Origin of the sequence: Klebsiella sp. 28, from assembly GCF_018223905.1 — a bacterium.
Classification (GTDB): domain Bacteria; phylum Pseudomonadota; class Gammaproteobacteria; order Enterobacterales; family Enterobacteriaceae; genus Klebsiella; species Klebsiella pneumoniae.
Window position 1 is genome coordinate 16,770 of sequence record NZ_JAGRQY010000145.1, and the last position, 17,483, is coordinate 34,252.

The window sequence follows — 17,483 nt, forward strand, 5'->3', positions numbered from 1 at the left end:
AACTCTGAGGCCTTCATGTATCGTGATTTATATTCGGCGATAATGTGCAGGCCTCTGCTCAGCGCGGAGAGGCAGGGCGAAAATGAGGAAGAAAAGGTTCGCCCTGGTCAGCGTCCGCTGCTGACCAGGGCAGAATAGAAAAACGGCGTCGGGCGGGCCAGCCTCCGTTTTTCATCTCTCGTGCAGGCGCGCAAAATTATCAGGCGTTTACACTGTACATCATGAGGTTTGCGAAGCGCGTCCCAGCCAGCTATCCCAGTCTTTCCATACCGGCTGCAGGCCGCGGGCGGCCAGCGCGCTGGCGACCTCTTCAGGGCGGCGATCGTCGTGCGGGGCAAATTGCTCGAGCTCCGGATGATCGTCGGCGTAGCCGCCGGGCTGGGTTTTAGAGAAGGCGCTGACGTTATTGATCGCCAGCGGGATCACCCGGTCGCGGAACCAGGGTGATTCGCGGGTGGATAGCGACAGCTCAACCTCTGGCGCCAGCAGGCGGAAGGCGCAGATAGTTTGCACCAGCTGTCGCTCATCCATCAGCGAAGCCGGTTCAATACCGCCGGCGCAGGGACGCAGGCGCGGGAAGGAGACCGAATAGCGGCTGCGCCAGTAGCGCTGCTGCAGCCACAGCAGGTGCTCAGCGACTATAAAGCAGTCCACTCGCCAGCTGTCGGAAAGGCCGATGAGCGCGCCAAGGCCGATCTTATCGATCCCCGCCGCGCCTAAGCGATCCGGCGTATCCAGCCGCCAGAAGAAATCCTGCTTTTTTCCTTTCAGATGGTGTTTGGCGTACATGCTTTCATGATAGGTCTCCTGATAGACCATCACCCCGTCGAGCCCCAGGGTTTTCAGCTCGGCATACTCTTCAGTCGCCAGCGGCTGCACCTCCATATGCAGCGAGGCAAACTGGCTGCGGATAGCCGGTAGGTGCTGACGGAAATAATCCATTCCCACCTTACCCTGATGTTCGCCGGTCACCAGCAGCAGATGCTCAAAGCCCAGGTTGCGGATCGCGGCGCACTCGCGGGCAATCTCGGCGGCATCCAGCGTCTTGCGCTTAATGCGGTTGCTCATCGAGAAGCCGCAGTAGGTGCAGTCGTTAGCGCACAGGTTGGAGAGATACAGCGGCACGTAGAAGCTGACGGTATTGCCGAAGCGCTGCCGGGTGAGGCGCTGCGCGCGCTGGGCCAGCGGTTCAAGGTAATTGGCCGCGGCAGGCGAGAGCAGGGCCATCATATCATCGCGGGTGAGCTGTTTGGCCGCCAGCGCCCGTTCGACGTCGGCGGCGGTTTTGCTGTTGATGCGCAGGCGGATATCGTCCCACTCCAGCTGCCGCCAGCGATCGCTAAAGGTTTTCATGCCAGCGCCTCCAGGAATCCGGTGAGCGGGCTGGTGGCCTGCGCCTGCGTACTGCGTGCCCCCGGTCCGGCCTGACGCGCCAGTAATCCGGCATCGATCGCCATACGGAAGGCGCGGGCCATGGCCACGGGGTCGTCGGCGACGGCAATGGCGGTATTGACCAGCACCGCGTCCGCGCCCATCTCCAGCGCCTGCGCCGCATGGCTCGGGACGCCGATCCCGGCGTCGACCACCACCGGGACCGTCGCCTGCTCGATAATAATCTCCAGCATGGCTTTGGTTTCCAGCCCCTGATTGGAGCCGATCGGCGCACCCAGCGGCATCACCGCCGCGCAGCCCACCTCTTCCAGTCGTTTACACAGCACCGGATCGGCGCCGCAGTAGGGCAGCACCACGAACCCTTCGCGGACCAGCAGCTCCGCCGCTTTCAGGGTTTCAATCGGGTCGGGCAGCAGCCAGCGGGCGTCCGGGTGGATCTCCAGCTTCAGCCAGTGGGTACCCAGGGCTTCCCGCGCCAGACGGGCGGCAAACACCGCCTCTTCCGCCGTCTTGGCGCCCGAGGTATTCGGCAGCAGGCTGACTCCCGCCGCCAGCAGCGGGGCGAGGATGGCGTCATTGCGCTGGCGTAAATCGACGCGCTTCATCGCCAGGGTTACCAGCTGGCTGCCCGAGGCGCGAATCGCCTCGACCATCACCTCCGGGGCGGCGAATTTGCCGGTACCGGTGAAAAGATGGGATTCAAACGTTTTGTCTGCAATACGTAACATGTCAGCCTCCAGCGATAACCTGAAAAAGCAGGACCCGATCGCCTTCCTGCAAGAGATGATCTTCCCACCGGTCGCGCGGCAGGATGTGTTGATTGAGCGCCAGCGCAACGCCAGGCTGCTGCTGTTCGAGCTGGGTCAGCAGGGCGCTGACGCTGAGATTGTCGGCGCACGCCAGCGGCTCGTCGTTAAACCAGATCTGCATGCCGCCCTCCGCACACCGGGCAGCTCCGGGAACGCTGTAGCGCAAGGGCGCGCCAGTTGCTGGTGCGGGCGTCGAACAGCCGCAGGGTGTTGCGCGGCGTCGCCATGCCGCTGAGCAGCTTAATCGTCTCCAGCGCCTGCAGGGTGCCCATCATGCCGACCACCGGGCCGACGATCCCCGCGGTGCGGCAGTTGCGCTGCGGTTCATCGCTTTCCGGCCACAGGCAGCGATAGCAGCCCTGCGTCCAGGGCGGGGTGAGCACCATCAGCTGACCGCCGAAGCCCACGGCGCTGGCGGTCACTAACGGGGTATCGAGGGCCACACAGGCGGCATTGATCGCCTGGCGGGTGACCATATTATCGGTACAGTCCAGCACCACGTCCGCTTTCGCCACTTCGGCGCGGAGCGCCTCGCCGCTTAAGCGCTGCTGGAGCGCTACCAGTTTGATCTGCGGGTTTAGCTGGCTGAGCCGGGTCTGTGCCGCTGCGGCTTTTGGCCGATCGATATCCGCGCTGGTGAACAAGATCTGCCGTTGCAGGTTGCTGAGATGCACCGCGTCGTCATCGGCCAGGGTCAGCGTCCCGACGCCAGCCCCGGCCAGATAGAGCGCCGCCGGGGAGCCCAGCCCGCCAAGGCCGATAATCAGCACTCGACTGGCTAACAGCTTCTGCTGCCCTTCGATGGCAATATCCTCCAGCAGCAGCTGGCGGCTATAGCGCATAAAGTCGTGATCATTCATCGCCTGCTCCCGCCAGCGTCAGCAGTTGGTTGGTCGCTGCCCGCCAGTCCGCCGCCTGGGTGATGGCGCTGACCACCGCGATGCTGCCGACGCCGGTCGCCAGTACCCCCGGCGCCTTTTCCAGGCTTATTCCGCCGATCGCCACGGTGGGGTAATCCGCCAGGCGTTGAATATGTCTGGCAAGCTGCTCGAGGCCCTGCGGCGCGGAAGGCATCTGTTTGGTTTGCGTCGGGAAGACGTGACCTAGCGCGATGTAAGAGGGGCGTGCCGCAAGGGCGACATCAATTTCCATATCATCGTGAGTAGAGACGCCAAGACGCAGCCCGGCCTGGCGGATAGCGCTCAGATCGGTGGTTTCCAGATCTTCTTGTCCGAGATGCACGCCATAGGCCTGGTGCTTAATCGCCAGTTGCCAGTAATCGTTAATGAACAGTCGGGCGTGATAGCGGCGACCAAGGGCGATGGCGGCGATCACGTCATCCTCAACTTCGCTGTCGCGCCGGTCTTTGATGCGTAACTGAAGGGTACGTACCCCAGCTTCGAGCAGGCGCTCAATCCACGCCACGCTGTCCACCACCGGGTAGAGTCCGAGACGAAACGGGACGGGTGGAAAATCAGGTTGATACATCAGGCTTCCTCCTGTTTCAGGTAGATTTCGCCGCCGCGGGCGCGGAAGTTATTCGACATATCGGCCATGCCGGCTTCGATACTTTGCTTCGCGGCGTAGTCGCGGACCTCCTGAGTGATTTTCATCGAACAGAATTTCGGCCCGCACATGGAGCAGAAGTGGGCGACTTTGCCGGACTCCTGCGGCAGGGTTTCATCGTGATAGGCCCGCGCGGTGAACGGGTCGAGCGCGAGGTTGAACTGGTCTTCCCAGCGGAATTCAAAACGCGCTTTTGACATCGCGTTGTCGCGGATCTGCGCCCCGGGGTGGCCTTTCGCGAGGTCGGCGGCGTGGGCGGCGATTTTGTAGGTAATCAGCCCCTGTTTGACATCCTCTTTGTTGGGCAGGCCGAGATGCTCTTTCGGCGTGACATAGCACAGCATGGCGCAGCCGAACCAGCCGATCATTGCCGCGCCGATACCGGAGGTGAAATGGTCGTAGCCCGGCGCGATATCAGTGGTGAGCGGCCCCAGGGTGTAGAACGGCGCTTCGTGGCAGTGCTCCAGCTGTTCGGTCATATTGCGGCGGATCATCTGCATCGGCACGTGGCCAGGGCCTTCAATCATCACCTGCACGTCATATTCCCAGGCGATTTTCGTCAGTTCGCCGAGGGTGCGCAGCTCGGAAAACTGCGCCTCGTCGTTGGCATCCTGAATGGAGCCGGGGCGCAGGCCATCGCCCAGCGACAGCGACACGTCATAGGCGGCGCAGATTTCGCAGATTTCGCGGAAATGCTGGTAGAGGAAGTTTTCCTGATGATGCGACAGGCACCACTTAGCCATGATTGAGCCGCCGCGCGAGACGATACCGGTCAGGCGCTTCGCCGTCATCGGGACGTAGCGCAACAGTACGCCGGCGTGAATCGTGAAGTAGTCGACGCCTTGCTCGGCCTGTTCCAGCAGGGTATCGCGGAAGACTTGCCAGGTGAGATTCTCGGCGATGCCGTTGACCTTCTCCAGCGCCTGGTAAATCGGCACGGTACCAATCGGCACCGGGCTGTTGCGCAGGATCCACTCGCGGGTTTCGTGGATATAGCGGCCGGTGGAGAGGTCCATCACCGTGTCGGCGCCCCAGCGGGTTGACCAGACCAGTTTCTCGACCTCTTCTTCGATGGAAGAGGTCACCGCCGAGTTGCCGATATTGGCATTCACTTTCACCAGGAAGTTGCGGCCGATAATCATCGGTTCAGACTCCGGGTGGTTGATGTTGGCGGGGATGATGGCGCGTCCGGCGGCCACTTCATCGCGAACAAACTCGGGGGTGATGTTTTCCGGAAGGTGGGCGCCGAAGCCTTCACCTGCGTGCTGCTGGCGCAGAACCTCGCTGCGGATACGTTCGCGACCCATGTTTTCGCGAATGGCGATGAACTCCATCTCCGGGGTGACTATCCCCTGGCGGGCGTAATGCAGCTGGGTAACGCATTTGCCAGCGACGGCGCGTTTGGGCGTCAGCAGGCCGCTGAAGCGCAGCTCATCGAGACCGTCGTCGGCCAGCCGCGCTTTGGTATAGGCCGAGCTGCGTTCGCTGAGCGGCGCGCAGTCGTTACGCGCGTCGATCCACGGCTGGCGCAGCTTTGCCAACCCCTGGCGGACATCAATGCTAATATCCGGGTCGCCATACGGCCCGGAGGTGTCATACACCGGGATCGGTTCGTTGGTTTCGTACCGGGGGTTATCTTTATCGCCGCCGACGAGAGTTGGGCTGAGCTGAATTTCACGCATCGGGACGCGGATATCCGCTTGTGAGCCGTGAACATAGATGCGGCGTGAATTAGGAAAAGCGGTACCCGCCAGCGTATCAATGAATCGCTGCGCGTGCTCGCGTTGTTCCCGACGGGTTAGTTTGGTAGTAGACATAGCGCATTCCAGTTAAAAAAGGACATGGCTTGTCAGACGACGGATGGAGTAACAGATGCGATCGGCCCTGACGGACTGACGCGAACAGCAGTTTACTCTTGTTCCCTTCGCAGGTATTAGCCTGATCAGGTTCCGCGGATCCCGAATTAACGGTCTCAGCCTTTTCCACGTTAGCCTGCGCATGGAAAATAGGCACTCCGACAAGATGAAATCCCTCCGCAGAGGGATAATGTACGTAAATTACGCGTTAACGGTTCACAACTCAAGCGGTCGGCGCAATATTATCGCGCACGTCATTGCTCAGGTTATGGGCGACAGCCAGGGCGATCAGTTTATCTTCCAGCGCGAAACGCGCCTCCAGCGACTCGCCGATATCCGACAGCGCCTGCTGAAATTCAAGATAGTTATCGTGATCGATGGCGTTTTCGAGGCAGGTATCGTAGTAGTCCATCATCTGCTGGGTATTGGCTTCCAGCTGCGGGTAAAGCCGGGTGGCGGCTAAAAGAGGGGTATCGCCTTCCATTTCGCCAATAATGCGTTCATAAATACTAAAATGACCGGATGAGAGGTAATCCACCAGACTTTGGCAAAAGTCATCCAGCGCCTTTTCGTTTAGCCGCATAAACGACTCTTTGCCCGGTTTCAGGCCAACCAGGTTGTAGTAAGCCACGAGCAGATGCTTACGCACTTGTAGCCAGCGATCGACCAGTTCATTACTACCGCCAACGCGCTCCGTCAGATTTTCCAGCTGGTTTAGCATGATTGACTCCGCTAGTTTTGATTTAAATCTGCTCACCAAAATGTAAATATAATGTTAACAACATGCCAGTGAAGCAAAGGTAGTGCAATAGATATGGATCGTATTATTGAAAAATTAGATCGCGGCTGGTGGGTTGTCAGTCACGAACAAAAATTATGGTTGCCTGGTGGAGAATTACCACATGGCGAAGCGGTTAATTTCGATCTTGTCGGCCAGCATGCGCTGCATATTGGCGAGTGGCAGGGCGAGTCCGTGTGGATGGTGCGCCAGGATCGTCGCCATGACATGGGATCGTTGCGCCAGGTGCTGGATCAGGATCCGGGACTCTTCCAGCTGGCTGGGCGGGGGATCCAGCTCGCCGAATTTTATCGCTCGCATAAATTTTGCGGTTACTGCGGCCACCCGATGCATGCCAGCAAAAGCGAATGGGCGATGCTGTGCAGCCACTGCCGTGAACGTTACTACCCGCAAATTGCCCCCTGCATTATCGTGGCAATCCGTCGCGACGATGCGATCCTGCTGGCGCAACATACGCGCCATCGCAACGGCGTGCACACCGTGCTGGCCGGCTTTGTCGAGGTCGGCGAAACCCTTGAGCAGGCGGTGGCTCGCGAGGTGATGGAGGAGAGCGGTATTCGGGTAAAAAATCTGCGTTACGTGACCTCTCAGCCATGGCCGTTCCCGCAGTCGCTGATGACCGCCTTTATGGCGGATTACGCTGATGGCGAGATCGTGGTCGACAAAAAAGAGTTACTGACCGCGGACTGGTATCGCTATGACGACCTGCCGCTTCTGCCGCCGCCGGGGACAGTGGCGCGGCGGCTTATCGAAGATACCGTCGCGATGTGTCGGGCAGAGTTCGAGTGACATGTTACACTGGGCGTATCAACGCTAAAGGAATGTAAAAATGACCGAACTGAAGAACGATCGTTACCTGCGCGCGCTGCTGCGTCAGCCGGTTGATGTCACCCCGGTGTGGATGATGCGCCAGGCGGGCCGCTATTTACCGGAGTACAAAGCCACCCGTGCGCAAGCGGGCGACTTTATGTCGCTGTGTAAAAATGCCGAGCTGGCCTGCGAAGTGACGCTCCAGCCGCTGCGCCGTTACCCGCTGGACGCGGCGATCCTCTTTTCGGACATCCTGACCATCCCGGACGCCATGGGGCTGGGGCTGTACTTTGAAGCTGGCGAAGGTCCGCGCTTCACCTCGCCGGTAAAAAGTAAAGCCGACGTCGACAAGCTGCCGATCCCGGATCCGGAGCAGGAGCTGGGCTATGTAATGAACGCCGTGCGCACCATTCGCCGCGAACTGAAAGGCGAAGTGCCGCTGATCGGTTTTTCCGGTAGTCCATGGACGCTGGCTACGTACATGGTGGAGGGCGGCAGCAGCAAGGCTTTCACCGTGATTAAAAAGATGATGTACGCCGAGCCGCAGGCGCTGCATGCGCTGCTGGATAAGCTGGCGAAGAGCGTTACCCTGTATCTCAACGCGCAGATCAAAGCCGGCGCGCAGTCGGTGATGATTTTTGACACCTGGGGCGGGGTGCTGACCGGCCGCGACTATCAGCAGTTTTCCCTCTACTACATGCATAAGATCGTCGATGGCCTGCTGCGGGAAAACGAAGGCCGTCGCGTGCCGGTGACCTTGTTCACCAAAGGCGGTGGTCAGTGGCTGGAAGCGATGGCGGAGACCGGCTGCGATGCGTTGGGTCTCGACTGGACCACCGATATTGCCGATGCCCGCCGTCGCGTGGGTAACAAAGTAGCGCTGCAGGGCAATATGGATCCGTCGATGCTCTATGCGTCCGCCCCGCGTATTGAAGAAGAAGTGGCGACCATTCTTGCCGGCTTTGGCCAGGGGGAAGGCCACGTCTTTAACCTTGGACACGGTATTCATCAGGACGTTGACCCCGAGCATGCGGGCGTCTTTGTTGAGGCTGTGCACCGTCTGTCCGCACCCTATCACCAGTAGGAGATAAGCCCTATGGATTTAGCCGCACTACGTACCCAACAGCAACAGTTAGCCGCGTCGGTAGAGCGTGCGGATCGACTGGATCGCGACCCGCCGGCGTTGATCGGCGGCGCGGACGTCGGGTTTGAGCAGGAAGGGGAGATCACCCGGGCTGCGATGGTGCTGCTGACCTGGCCTGAGCTTGAGCTGGTGGAGTATCAGGTGGCGCGGGTCGCCACCTCTATGCCCTATATTCCCGGCTTTCTCTCGTTTCGCGAAACGCCTGCGCTGCTGGCGGCGTGGGAGCAGCTTTCGCAAAAACCGGACCTGCTCTTCGTTGACGGACACGGCATTTCTCATCCCCGGAGATTGGGCGTCGCCAGCCATTTTGGCCTGATGATTGATGTGCCGACTATCGGAGTGGCGAAAAAACGCCTGTGCGGCAAAATCGGCGACCTGGGTGATGAGCCTGGCGCGCTGGCCCCGCTGATGGATAAAAATGAGCAACTGGCCTGGGTCTGGCGCAGCAAAGTGCGCTGCAACCCGCTGTTTATTAGCACCGGCCACCGGGTAGGCATGGACAGCGCTTTAATGTGGGTTGAGCGCTGCATGCGAGGCTACCGTCTGCCCGAGCCGACGCGCTGGGCCGATGCGGTGGCGTCCCGTCGTCCGTCGTTTGTGCGTTGGCAAGCAAATCACAGCTGATTCAGGTACACTGCGCCTAATTTCTGACTTCGAGAATTCATCATGTTACAAAACCCGATTCACCTGCGCCTGGAGAAGCTGGAAAGCTGGCAGCATGTCACTTTTATGGCCTGCCTGTGCGAACGTATGTATCCCAACTACGCGATGTTCTGCAAGCAAACCGAGTTTGGCGACGGCCTGCTTTATCGTCGTATCCTGGACCTGATCTGGGAAACGCTGACGGTTAAAGATGCGAAGGTGAATTTCGACAGCCAGCTGGAGAAGCTGGAAGAGGCGATCCCGGCGGCAGATGATTTCGACATGTACGGTGTCTATCCGGCCATAGACGCTTGCGTGGCGTTGAGTGAACTGATTCATTCTCGTCTGAGCGGCGAAACGCTCGAGCACGCGATCGAGGTGAGCAAGACCTCCATCACCACCGTGGCGATGCTGGAAATGACCCAGGAAGGTCGCGAAATGACCGACGAAGAGTTGAAAGCGAATCCGGCGGTCGAGCAGGAATGGGATATTCAGTGGGAAATTTTCCGCCTGCTGGCCGACTGTGAAGAGCGTGATCTTGAGCTGATAAAAGGCCTGCGCGCGGACCTGCGCGAGGCTGGCGAGAGCAATATTGGTATAAATTTTCAGCAGTGAGACCAGAAAACGTGATTTACCGCCTGAATTGTAGCGTCTGAAGGCTTCCATTCCGCCCCCCGTCTGGTCTACATTTGGAGGGCGAAAAAAAGTGGCTATCGGTGCGTGTATGCAGGAGGGTGCTTTTTTGGCATTTCCGTCGCACTCGATGCTTAGCAAGCGATAAACACATTGTAAGGATAACTTATGAACAAGACTCAACTGATTGATGTAATTGCGGACAAAGCTGACCTGTCCAAAGCACAGGCTAAAGCTGCCCTGGAATCTACCCTGGCTGCAATTACTGAGTCTCTGAAAGAAGGTGATGCTGTTCAACTGGTTGGTTTCGGTACCTTCAAAGTGAACCACCGCGCTGAGCGTACTGGCCGCAACCCGCAGACCGGTAAAGAGATCAAAATCGCTGCAGCTAACGTGCCGGCATTTGTTTCTGGCAAAGCACTGAAAGACGCAGTTAAGTAAGACCGCGTGGCAGTGAACAGTTTTATCGAAGGGGCTATTAAGCCCCTTTTGTCTGTCTGGCGCCGGCCTCTGGCGCTGGCGGGCATCCTGTTGCTGACTGCCTGCAGCCACGACACGTCGCTACCGCCGTTTACCGCCAGCGGATATGCGGACAATCAGGGAGCGATGCGCATCTGGCGTAAAGATTCTGGCGATGAAGTCCATCTTCTCGCCGCCTTCAGCCCGTGGCGTCACGGGGACACCTCGACCAGCGAATATCGCTGGCAGGGCGATCAACTGGCGCTTATCGAACTCAATGTCTATGGCAAACCGCCGGAACATATTCGCGCCCGTTTCGACGCGCAGGGCGATCTGAGCTTTATGCAACGGGAAGTGGACGGGCAGAAGCAGCAGCTCTCCAGCGACCAGGTCGCGCTATATCGTTATCGCGCCGAACAGATCCGCCAGACCAGCGACGCCCTCCGCCAGGGGCGGGTCGTCCTGCGCCAGGGACGCTGGAACGCTGCCGCGCATACCGTGCTGACCTGCGAAGGGCAGACGGTTACGCCCGACCTCGATAGCCGGGCCCTGGCGCACATTGAACGCCGCCAGAGCCACGCTTCCGCCGCAGTGAGCATTGCCTGGCTGGAGGCGCCGGAAGGCTCTCAACTGCTGCTGGTCGCCAATGAAAACTTCTGCACCTGGCAGCCGACGGAAAAAAACTTCTAACCTTTATCAGTGGTTCATGCCCATATGACCGCCGGCGCTACCGCGACAGCCGCCATATCCCATTCCTGCGCCGCGGGGAACGCCTGCCTCAGCCAGGGCGATATCAAACTTCACCCGCTGCTGATCCAGCTTCTGGCGTAAGCCTTCCATCTCCTGAGCGACAGCTTCAATCTTCCCGCTGTCCGGCTTTTGCGCCGTGAGCAGCGCATTGTACTCATAGCGTTTGGACTGCAGCTGCTGGCGCAGGGCGCTGGTTTGCGCATAGTAATCGTTATGCAGCTTTTGCACGGTAGCCTGCTGCTCCTGGGTCAGCTGACTGTAGCCCTGGTTGCCCATCCCGTTATTGTTGCCCCAGTGGTGGTTGGCCCAGGCCGCGTTGCTGGCGAAGGTCAGCGCGGCAAAGGTAACGAGGGCGAGAGGTAAGGTACGGTTCCGTTTCATGGCATTTTCTCCTGTGTGGTTTCCTTCGGTATTGCATCTTCCATGCCAGTCTGAAAAAGCCCGTCTGTGTCGGCCTGCCGAAGCCTTTGCCGAGGAGAGCGAGTAAAAATGACCCGTTCCGCCAGGGTCAGGCGAGTCATTTTTACTCGCTTAAGCGCAGGCGATATGTTTGAGAGCAGGATTGGCCGCGCGGAAACATGGCATGATTTCTGCTGAAGGAGCCTGCAGATAGTGAAAAAGAGATGACAAGGACTCGCCGATGAAGATCAAATCTCTCTCCCGGGACGCCGCCGCTGGCGCGCTGAGCTGGCTGCTGACCGGCACGGTTGTGCTGCTGGTCATGCTGTTCTCCGCGATGATCGTCCGCGACTACGGTCGCGAGACGACCGCTGCCCGACAAACCATTGAAGAGAAAGGGAGCGTGCTGATCCGCGCGCTGGAGTCCGGCACGCGCGTCGGGATGGGGATGCGTATGCATCATGCGCAGCTGCAGGCCCTGCTGGAAGAGATGGCCTGGCAACCGGGTGTCCTGTGGTTCGCGGTGACCGATGAAAACGGTAAAATTATCGCCCATAGCGATCCGCAGCAGGTGGGTAAAACGCTGTATAGCCCGGCGCAGATGCGTGCGTTAGCGGTTGGCGAACAGGCCCGCTGGCGCCGGCTTAGCGAACCGCAGCCGGCGCTGGAGATCTATCGCCATTTTCGCCCGCTTAATCCGGCCCGCGGCCACCATATGGGAATGATGAACCGCGGCAATAGCGCCCTGGCTCAGGCCACCGTCCCGCAGGTGATTTTTATCGCCTTTGATAGCCGCGAGCTGGATGCCGCGCAGGCCCGCGGGCAGCGGAATATGGCCATCATGCTGGGTGCCGCCGCGCTGGTGATAGCGGCGACGATCCTCGCTCAGTTCTGGTTCCGCCGCTATCGTCGCTCGCGGAAACAGCTGCTGGAGGCGATGGCCCGCAAGGAAAAGCTGGTGGCGCTTGGCCATCTGGCGGCGGGGGTCGCGCACGAGATCCGCAACCCGCTCTCGTCGATTAAAGGGCTGGCGAAATATTTTGCCGAGCGCACGTCGCCTGGCGGCGAGTCGCATCAGTTAGCCCAGGTGATGGCCAAAGAGGCTGATCGCCTGAACCGGGTGGTCAGCGAGCTGCTGGAGCTGGTCCGGCCCGCCCATCTAAACTACCAGACAGTCGATATCAACGCGCTTATCCGCCACTCATTGCAGTTGGTAAGCCAGGATGCGCAGAGCCGCGGGATCGCGCTGCAATTTACTCCGCGACCTGAGTTAACCACGATCAGCGCCGACCCCGATCGCCTGAATCAGGTGCTGTTGAATCTGTACCTGAATGCAATGCAGGCGATTGGCCGTGACGGCGTCATTCGCGTAACAGCAAGCGAAGCCGATCGTCAGCGGGTGAAAATCGTCGTCACGGATAGCGGTAAGGGGATGAGCAATGAAGAGTTACAGGCTATCTTCACGCCGTATTTCACCACCAAGGCGGACGGCACCGGGCTGGGGCTGGCCGTAGTGCAGAATATTATCGAACAACATGGCGGGACGATCCGCGCCGAAAGTCAGCCGGGAGCTGGAGCGATATTTACGCTTTGGTTACCGGTGGATGCTCAACGGAGGGAAGATGAGCAGCGATAAAGTACAGATTCTGGTCGTTGATGATGACGTCAGCCACTGCACGATCCTGCAGGCGCTGCTGCGCGGCTGGGGCTATCAGGTGGGGTTGGCTCACAACGGCCTGCAGGCGCTGGAGCAGATCCATCAGCAGGTCTTCGACCTGGTGCTGTGCGATATCCGTATGGCGGAGATGGACGGTATCGCAACGTTAAAAGAGATTAAGGCCTATAACCCGGCGATACCGGTGCTGATCATGACGGCGTTTTCCAGCGTCGGTACGGCGGTAGAAGCTATTAAGTCCGGGGCGCTGGATTATCTGGTTAAACCGCTGGATTTTGACACCCTGCAGCAGACGCTGGTTCAGGCATTGGCGCACACCCGGCAGAGCGAGAGCGACCCCAGCGTTGCGACGGATTCACGGTGGGGCATGATTGGCGACAGCCCGGCGATGCAGGCGCTTCTTAACGATATTACGCTGGTGGCCCCTTCGGACGCGACGGTGCTGATTTATGGGGAGTCGGGAACCGGTAAGGAGCTGGTGGCGCACGCCATCCACGCCTGCAGCGAGCGTGGTGACAAGCCGTTGGTCACGCTCAACTGCGCGGCGCTGAATGAGTCACTGCTGGAGTCGGAACTCTTCGGCCATGAAAAAGGGGCGTTTACCGGGGCGGATCGGCGGCGGGAAGGACGCTTTGTCGAAGCGGATGGCGGCACGCTGTTTCTTGATGAGATAGGCGATATCTCGCCAGTGATGCAGGTCCGCTTGCTGCGGGCGATTCAGGAGCGGGAGGTGCAGCGGGTCGGCAGCAACCAGACGCTTGCCGTTGATGTGCGGCTTATCGCCGCCACCCATCGCAACCTTGCGGAAGAGGTGAGCGCCGGGCGCTTTCGCCAGGATCTCTATTACCGACTCAACGTTGTGACCATCGAGATACCGCCGCTGCGCCGGCGACGGGAAGATATTCCGCAGCTGGCGCAGCATTTTCTCAAACGCTATACCGAACGCAATCGTAAGACGGTAAAGGGGTTCACGCCACAGGCGATGGACCTGCTGATCCACTACCCCTGGCCGGGCAATATACGCGAGCTGGAAAACGCGGTGGAGCGGGCGGTGGTGCTACTGACCGGAAACTATATCTCTGAGCGAGAACTGCCGCTGGCGATCGCCGGTACGCCGCTGCCATCAGTCGGGAGCGAGGAGGGGGGAATTCAGCCGTTAGTGGAAGTGGAGAAAGAGGTGATTCTGGCGGCGCTGGAAAAAACGGGCGGCAACAAAACTGAAGCCGCCCGTCAGTTAGGCATTACGCGCAAAACGCTGCTGGCGAAACTTAGCCGTTAGCCTTTTCACGTTCGATGGCGCGCCAGCCGATATCGCTACGGCTAAAGCTACCGTCCCAGCGAATGTCGGTCAGCAGCTGATAGGCGCGCTGCTGCGCCTGCGCTACGGAGTCACCCAGCGCGGTGACGCACAGCACGCGCCCGCCGTTGGTGACCACGCGCTGGTCGTCAGACAGTTTGGTGCCGGCGTGGAAGACCTTACCGTCTGCGACTTCCTGCTGCGGCAGGCCGTAGATCTCATCGCCCGTATTGTAGCTGCCCGGATAGCCGCCGGCGGCAACCACCACGCCCAGCGACGCGCGGTCATCCCACTCGGAGGTTTTCTCGTCCAGCTTGCCCGCGCAGGCGGCGAGGCACAGCTCGACCAGGTCGGACTTCATGCGCAGCATGATCGGTTGGGTTTCCGGGTCGCCAAAGCGGCAGTTGAACTCAATCACCTTCGGGTTGCCCTGCTTGTCGATCATCAGACCGGCGTAGAGGAAACCGGTATAGGTGTTGCCTTCAGCGGCCATGCCTTTCACGGTTGGCCAGATAATCCGCTCCATGGTGCGCTGGTGGACTTCGTCAGTAACCACCGGCGCCGGGGAGTACGCCCCCATCCCGCCGGTGTTCGGGCCGGTATCGCCGTTGCCGACGCGCTTGTGATCCTGGCTGGTGGCCATCGGCAGGACGTGCTCGCCGTCGACCATCACAATAAAGCTAGCCTCTTCGCCATCGAGGAACTCTTCAATCACGATGCGGTGGCCTGCGTCGCCAAAGGCGTTGCCGGCCAACATATCTTTGACCGCCGCTTCGGCTTCCTCGAGGGTCATCGCCACGATAACGCCTTTACCCGCCGCCAGACCGTCGGCTTTGATGACGATCGGCGCGCCTTTCTCGCGCAGATAAGCCAGCGCAGGCTCCACTTCGGTGAAGTTCTGGTATTCCGCCGTCGGAATATGATGACGGGCGAGAAAATCTTTGGTGAAGGCTTTTGAGCCTTCCAGCTGCGCGGCGCCTTCGGTTGGCCCGAAAATGTTCAGCCCGGCGGCACGGAACGCGTCGACCACGCCAATGACCAACGGCGCTTCCGGGCCAACGATGGTCAGATCGATGTTCTCATCCTGCGCGAAGCGAAGCAGCGCCGGAATATCGGTGACGCCGATGGCGACGTTTTGCAGCGACGGCTCCAGGGCGGTACCGGCGTTGCCCGGCGCGACGTAGACGGTATCAACCAGCGGCGACTGAGCCGCTTTCCAGGCCAGCGCGTGCTCGCGCCCGCCGTTGCCGATTACTAATACTTTCATCTGCTGCTCCATGAATTAATGGCGGAAGTGGCGCATGTCGGTGAAGATCATGGCGATGCCGTGTTCGTCAGCGGCGGCAATCACTTCGTCGTCACGGATAGAGCCGCCCGGCTGAATAACGCAGGTGATGCCTACCGCGGCTGCGGCATCGATGCCGTCGCGGAACGGGAAGAAAGCGTCAGAGGCCATGGCGGAACCTTTCACTTCCAGACCTTCGTCACCGGCTTTAATTCCGGCGATTTTCGCCGAATAGACGCGGCTCATCTGACCGGCGCCTATGCCGATGGTCATATTATCTTTGGCATACACAATGGCGTTGGATTTGACGAATTTCGCCACTTTCCAGCAGAACAGCGCATCGCGCAGTTCCTGCTCGGTTGGCTGACGTTTGCTGACCACGCGCAGTTCACCTGCGGTGACCATGCCGAGATCGCGGTCCTGAACCAGCAGACCACCGTTAACGCGTTTGAAATCGAGGCCGGCAACGCGAGTATCCCACTGGCCGCAGGTCAGTACGCGGACGTTCTGCTTCGCGGCGGTGATTTTCAGCGCTTCTTCGCTGGCGGACGGCGCGATGATCACTTCGACGAACTGGCGAGAGATGATCGCCTGCGCGGTTTCAGCATCCAGCTCGCGGTTAAAGGCAATGATGCCGCCGAACGCGGAGGTCGGGTCGGTTTTGTAAGCGCGATCGTAGGCGTCAAGGATCGAGTCGCTGACGGCAACGCCGCACGGGTTGGCGTGCTTAACGATAACGCAGGCCGGCTCGTTGAACTCTTTCACGCACTCCAGCGCCGCATCGGTATCGGCAATATTGTTATAGGAGAGCGCTTTGCCCTGCAGCTGGGTGGCGGTAGCCACGGAGGCCTCTTTTACATTCTCTTCTATATAGAAGGCCGCCTGCTGGTGGCTGTTTTCGCCGTAGCGCATATCCTGCTTCTTAATGAAGTTCAGATTCAGGGTACGCGGGAAGCGGCCAGCGGCTTCTTTGCTTTCGCCGTGATAGGCTGGAACCATGCTGCCGAAGTAGTTGGCGATCATGCTGTCGTAAGCGGCGGTGTGTTCGAAGGCTTTAATGGCGAGGTCGAAGCGGGTGGCCAGCGTGAGGGAACCTTCGTTGGCGTCCATCTCATTAATGATGGCGTCGTAGTCGCTGCTCTTAACTACGATGGCGACATCTTTATGGTTCTTCGCCGCGGAGCGCACCATGGTCGGGCCGCCGATATCGATGTTTTCCACCGCGTCTTCCAGCGAGCATCCTTCACGAGCGACGGTCTGGGCGAACGGGTAAAGGTTAACGACAACCATATCGATAGGCGCGATACCGTGTTGCTGCATGATACCGTCATCCTGACCGCGACGACCGAGGATGCCGCCGTGTACTTTCGGATGCAGGGTCTTCACGCGTCCATCCATCATTTCCGGGAAACCGGTGTAGTCAGAGACTTCGGTAACCGGCAGGCCTTTATCTGCCAGCAGGCGAGCGGTGCCGCCGGTGGACAGCAGCTCGACACCACGAGCGGAAAGCGCCTGCGCGAATTCGACGATACCGGCCTTGTCAGAAACACTGAGCAGAGCGCGGCGGACTGGACGACGTTGTTGCATGGTATTAAATCCCCAGGATTTGAACATTACAGAGAGCGTTAGGTGAGTTTTTGCCTAAAAACTCACCTAACGCACCCAACCGGGCATCCGTGTCATAGCGCGGCATTGTAACGAAAACGTTTGCGCAACGCTCGCGAATTTTTATGTTTCTCTCCAGGCCGGTGAATCTCCTTCTATATAGCTGGCGATCCACGGGGCTAGCGGTCATGTTTTTACGCTCTCCTGTGGATAATTCTGTGTGTAACGAGGTATAAAGCGGGGTTTTGCTGGGGAATGCAGCAGTCAGTCATTTTTCTGCCATTTTTCTATTGCGGACGCTCGAGAACTCCCTATAATGCGCCTCCATCGACACGGCGGATGTGAATCACTTCACACAAACA

18 protein-coding genes and 1 riboswitch are annotated in these 17,483 nt (G+C 59.4%); of the genes, 8 read left to right on the plus strand and 10 right to left on the minus strand.

The window, feature by feature from the left end; all coding sequences use genetic code 11:
- Window positions 1–219: 219 nt before the first annotated feature.
- The 7 genes from thiH to KHQ28_RS22340 all read right to left on the minus strand — a co-directional run bounded on the left by thiH (window position 220) and on the right by KHQ28_RS22340 (window position 6,344).
- A complete protein-coding gene (thiH, locus tag KHQ28_RS22310; protein WP_004146303.1) occupies window positions 220–1,353 on the minus strand; it encodes a 2-iminoacetate synthase ThiH in 1,134 nt (377 codons plus the stop codon).
- Window positions 1,350–2,120 carry a thiazole synthase gene (gene thiG, locus KHQ28_RS22315; RefSeq protein WP_004146302.1) on the minus strand — a complete coding sequence of 257 codons (771 nt, stop codon included), beginning with the start codon at window positions 2,118–2,120 and terminating at the stop codon, window positions 1,350–1,352. Before thiG ends, thiH begins: the two co-directional genes overlap by 4 nt.
- A 1-nt stretch (window position 2,121) precedes the next feature.
- The gene (thiS, locus tag KHQ28_RS22320; protein ID WP_002884183.1) at window positions 2,122–2,322 is read right to left on the minus strand and encodes a sulfur carrier protein ThiS; all 201 of its coding nucleotides are present in this window, start codon (window positions 2,320–2,322) and stop codon (window positions 2,122–2,124) included.
- Window positions 2,306–3,061: a thiazole biosynthesis adenylyltransferase ThiF gene (gene thiF / locus KHQ28_RS22325; RefSeq protein WP_004177871.1), complete on the minus strand. Its 756-nt coding sequence runs from the start codon at window positions 3,059–3,061 to the stop codon at window positions 2,306–2,308. The genes thiS and thiF overlap by 17 nt, the downstream gene beginning before the upstream one ends.
- A complete protein-coding gene (gene thiE / locus KHQ28_RS22330; RefSeq protein WP_019705859.1) occupies window positions 3,054–3,689 on the minus strand; it encodes a thiamine phosphate synthase in 636 nt (211 codons plus the stop codon). The genes thiF and thiE overlap by 8 nt, the downstream gene beginning before the upstream one ends.
- Complete coding sequence (gene thiC, locus KHQ28_RS22335) at window positions 3,689–5,584, minus strand: phosphomethylpyrimidine synthase ThiC (RefSeq protein WP_004178230.1); 1,896 nt, start codon at window positions 5,582–5,584, stop codon at window positions 3,689–3,691. The genes thiE and thiC overlap by 1 nt, the downstream gene beginning before the upstream one ends.
- Window positions 5,585–5,669: 85 nt before the next feature.
- Window positions 5,670–5,794: riboswitch (TPP riboswitch) on the minus strand.
- A 52-nt stretch (window positions 5,795–5,846) separates the two neighbouring features.
- The gene (locus tag KHQ28_RS22340; RefSeq protein ID WP_002884324.1) at window positions 5,847–6,344 is read right to left on the minus strand and encodes an Rsd/AlgQ family anti-sigma factor; all 498 of its coding nucleotides are present in this window, start codon (window positions 6,342–6,344) and stop codon (window positions 5,847–5,849) included.
- A gap of 93 nt (window positions 6,345–6,437) precedes the next feature.
- Between KHQ28_RS22340 and nudC the strand changes: the two genes are divergently transcribed.
- From nudC to KHQ28_RS22370, 6 genes are all read left to right on the plus strand, one after another.
- Window positions 6,438–7,211, plus strand: a complete 774-nt coding sequence (gene nudC, locus KHQ28_RS22345) for an NAD(+) diphosphatase (RefSeq protein ID WP_002884327.1) — start codon at window positions 6,438–6,440, stop codon at window positions 7,209–7,211.
- Between the two features lie 40 nt (window positions 7,212–7,251).
- The gene (gene hemE / locus KHQ28_RS22350) at window positions 7,252–8,316 is read left to right on the plus strand and encodes a uroporphyrinogen decarboxylase (protein WP_002884329.1); all 1,065 of its coding nucleotides are present in this window, start codon (window positions 7,252–7,254) and stop codon (window positions 8,314–8,316) included.
- Window positions 8,317–8,328: 12 nt separating this feature from the next.
- Window positions 8,329–9,000, plus strand: a complete 672-nt coding sequence (gene nfi / locus KHQ28_RS22355) for a deoxyribonuclease V (RefSeq protein ID WP_004152311.1) — start codon at window positions 8,329–8,331, stop codon at window positions 8,998–9,000.
- Between the two features lie 42 nt (window positions 9,001–9,042).
- The gene (locus KHQ28_RS22360; protein ID WP_002884331.1) at window positions 9,043–9,633 is read left to right on the plus strand and encodes a YjaG family protein; all 591 of its coding nucleotides are present in this window, start codon (window positions 9,043–9,045) and stop codon (window positions 9,631–9,633) included.
- Window positions 9,634–9,819: 186 nt separating this feature from the next.
- Entirely contained in the window at window positions 9,820–10,092 is a 273-nt protein-coding gene (gene hupA, locus KHQ28_RS22365; protein WP_002884342.1) for a nucleoid-associated protein HU-alpha, read from the plus strand.
- Between the two features lie 12 nt (window positions 10,093–10,104).
- Entirely contained in the window at window positions 10,105–10,800 is a 696-nt protein-coding gene (locus KHQ28_RS22370; protein ID WP_004895020.1) for a DUF1481 domain-containing protein, read from the plus strand.
- Between the two features lie 6 nt (window positions 10,801–10,806).
- Here the strand turns inward: KHQ28_RS22370 and zraP are convergent, their stop codons facing one another.
- Complete coding sequence (gene zraP / locus KHQ28_RS22375) at window positions 10,807–11,241, minus strand: zinc resistance sensor/chaperone ZraP (protein ID WP_032418212.1); 435 nt, start codon at window positions 11,239–11,241, stop codon at window positions 10,807–10,809.
- A 259-nt stretch (window positions 11,242–11,500) separates the two neighbouring features.
- Between zraP and zraS the strand changes: the two genes are divergently transcribed.
- Window positions 11,501–12,895, plus strand: coding sequence for a two-component system sensor histidine kinase ZraS (gene zraS, locus KHQ28_RS22380; RefSeq protein WP_032413189.1), 1,395 nt, complete (start codon window positions 11,501–11,503; stop codon window positions 12,893–12,895).
- Complete coding sequence (gene zraR, locus KHQ28_RS22385) at window positions 12,882–14,213, plus strand: sigma-54-dependent response regulator transcription factor ZraR (protein ID WP_032418211.1); 1,332 nt, start codon at window positions 12,882–12,884, stop codon at window positions 14,211–14,213. Before zraS ends, zraR begins: the two co-directional genes overlap by 14 nt.
- Here the strand turns inward: zraR and purD are convergent.
- Both purD and purH read right to left on the minus strand, forming a co-directional pair.
- Complete coding sequence (purD, locus tag KHQ28_RS22390; protein WP_002884357.1) at window positions 14,203–15,498, minus strand: phosphoribosylamine--glycine ligase; 1,296 nt, start codon at window positions 15,496–15,498, stop codon at window positions 14,203–14,205. The genes zraR and purD overlap by 11 nt on opposite strands.
- 15 nt (window positions 15,499–15,513) lie before the next feature.
- Window positions 15,514–17,103 carry a bifunctional phosphoribosylaminoimidazolecarboxamide formyltransferase/IMP cyclohydrolase gene (gene purH / locus KHQ28_RS22395; protein ID WP_002884359.1) on the minus strand — a complete coding sequence of 530 codons (1,590 nt, stop codon included), beginning with the start codon at window positions 17,101–17,103 and terminating at the stop codon, window positions 15,514–15,516.
- Between the last annotated feature and the right edge of the window lie 380 nt (window positions 17,104–17,483).